Genomic DNA, 1,664 nt, shown 5'->3' with positions numbered 1-1,664 from the left:
CGACGGACTGTTAATCCGCAGGTCCCTGGTTCGAGTCCAGGTCGGGGAGCCAGAACACGTAGTAGCAAAAAGCCCAGCCTTTACCGGTTGGGCTTTTTGCATTTCAGCGCGCCGCGATTGCCGCGGGCACGGTCCCGATGATCGATCGCTGGAATTTCTCCGGTTCATCCTGGTGTATCTGGTGTCCCGACTGTTCGAATACAAACAGCCCCTTCTTTGGCGCCTGCAGCTGCTCAAAATAGTCTTGCGTGATGCGGGTGGACGTCTGGATGTCGTTCTTGCCAACGAAGAAATAGACCGGGCAGTCGACTTTCTTCAAGGTCTTCGGCAAATCGATATGCATCACTTCGTTCCATACGGGCGACCAGGCTTTGGACCATTGCAGAAAACCGGTCTTGAAGCCATCGCTGGTCGCGAATGTTTTTCCCTCCTGATGGAAAAGCCATTTGCGCAAATAGAACAGGTCTTCATCCTGTTGAAAGGGGATATGCACCTGCGCCAGTTCCTTGCTGGCGGTGGCATCGTCCCGGAAATGCGCCTTCAAATTGGCCAGCAATTCCTTTTCGCTGGCCAGCTGGCTGATGACGGGATTGACGGCGAAATACGCATGCAGCAGTTCCGGATGCTGTTCGACGATATGAAAACCGAGCACATTGCCCCAGGAACTGCCCAGCAAGTATATTTTTTCCTGCTTGAACTCTTTTTGCAGAAACGCGATGACCTGGTAGGTGTCCTGCTTCATCTGCGCGACGGAGGGCTGGCTAGGCGATGGATTGAGTTTCAGGGTTTTTCCCGCATCGCGCTGATCCCACTGCACCAGCGTAAATCTGTTTTTCAGGATGGCGGTGAAGGCATCCGCATTCTTCATCATCGAACTTCCCGGCCCGCCCGATAAAAAGAGCAGAACAGGTTTTTTTGAGTCATCTGTCTTGATTTCCACAAACTGCTTGATCCCGCCAATGTCGGGAATCAGTAGCGCGTCGATGGCAAGCGCTTGCGCTTTGCATGCAGAAAATGGCATCAAGGTGATGAATAGCACTGCCAGTAGCTTTGTCATGGTCTGATATGAATGGTTGCTTGCGGGTATGGGGGTGTCCATGGGGATATTATCCGAATAACATGTTGCATATAGAAAATATCTGCGCCATGGCGGGCCGCTGCCTGTGTGCTTTTCCGTTTTGCGCTATCCTGAAGGCAAGCCCATAGGAGAGTTGCCACCATGACCTGTTCTATCCCGTTGCGCCATATCGTCCTGTGTGATTTTCTTGAGGACATCACACCGGCCAAGCATGCCGAGCTGGTCTATGAATTTTCCCAGCTTAAACACCGCATCCCCGGCGTGCTGCAATTCGAATGGGGGCCGAACGTCAGCCCGGAAGGCCTCGATGACGGCTTTACCGATTGCTTTACCTTGACCTTCGATGGCGCCAGCGCACGCGACGTGTACCTGGCCCATCCGGCCCACCTGGCCTTTGTCGATTTGCTCAAGCCATGGTTGGGGCGGGTGCTGGTGTTTGACTATCAGCCCCGGGAAAATCCGGGCTGATCGCCGCCGCGCGTAAATTTTTCAGCGTAAATCTGGACAACTGAAAATTTGCCCTATAGAATGCGGCCTCTTTTCCCTGATAGCTCAGTTGGTAGAGCGACGGACTGTTAATCCGCAG

2 protein-coding genes are annotated in these 1,664 nt (G+C 53.4%); one reads left to right on the top strand and one right to left on the bottom strand.

Features of this window, described 5'->3' with window-relative positions:
• Positions 1-103 precede the first annotated feature (103 nt).
• Positions 104-1,099, bottom strand: coding sequence for an alpha/beta fold hydrolase (locus JAB6_RS05215; protein ID WP_254671475.1), 996 nt, complete (start codon positions 1,097-1,099; stop codon positions 104-106).
• 120 nt (positions 1,100-1,219) lie between these two features.
• On the opposite strand from JAB6_RS05215, the gene JAB6_RS05210 reads away from it, so the two are divergent.
• Positions 1,220-1,546, top strand: a complete 327-nt coding sequence (locus JAB6_RS05210) for a Dabb family protein (RefSeq protein ID WP_034750182.1) — start codon at positions 1,220-1,222, stop codon at positions 1,544-1,546.
• Positions 1,547-1,664 lie beyond the last annotated feature (118 nt).

Source organism: Janthinobacterium sp. HH104 (assembly GCF_001758715.1).
Taxonomy (GTDB): Bacteria; Pseudomonadota; Gammaproteobacteria; order Burkholderiales; family Burkholderiaceae_D; genus Janthinobacterium; species Janthinobacterium aestuarii.
Note: the sequence above shows the minus strand (reverse complement) of the source record. Positions and strands in the feature narration are given on the sequence as shown.

Bases quoted from the DNA above. Each gene is read 5' to 3' on its own strand.
- JAB6_RS05215 (WP_254671475.1), bottom strand. From the start codon at position 1,099: ATGGACACCCCCATACCCGCAAGCAACCATTCATATCAGACCATGACA.
- JAB6_RS05210 (WP_034750182.1), top strand. From the start codon at position 1,220: ATGACCTGTTCTATCCCGTTGCGCCATATCGTCCTGTGTGATTTTCTT.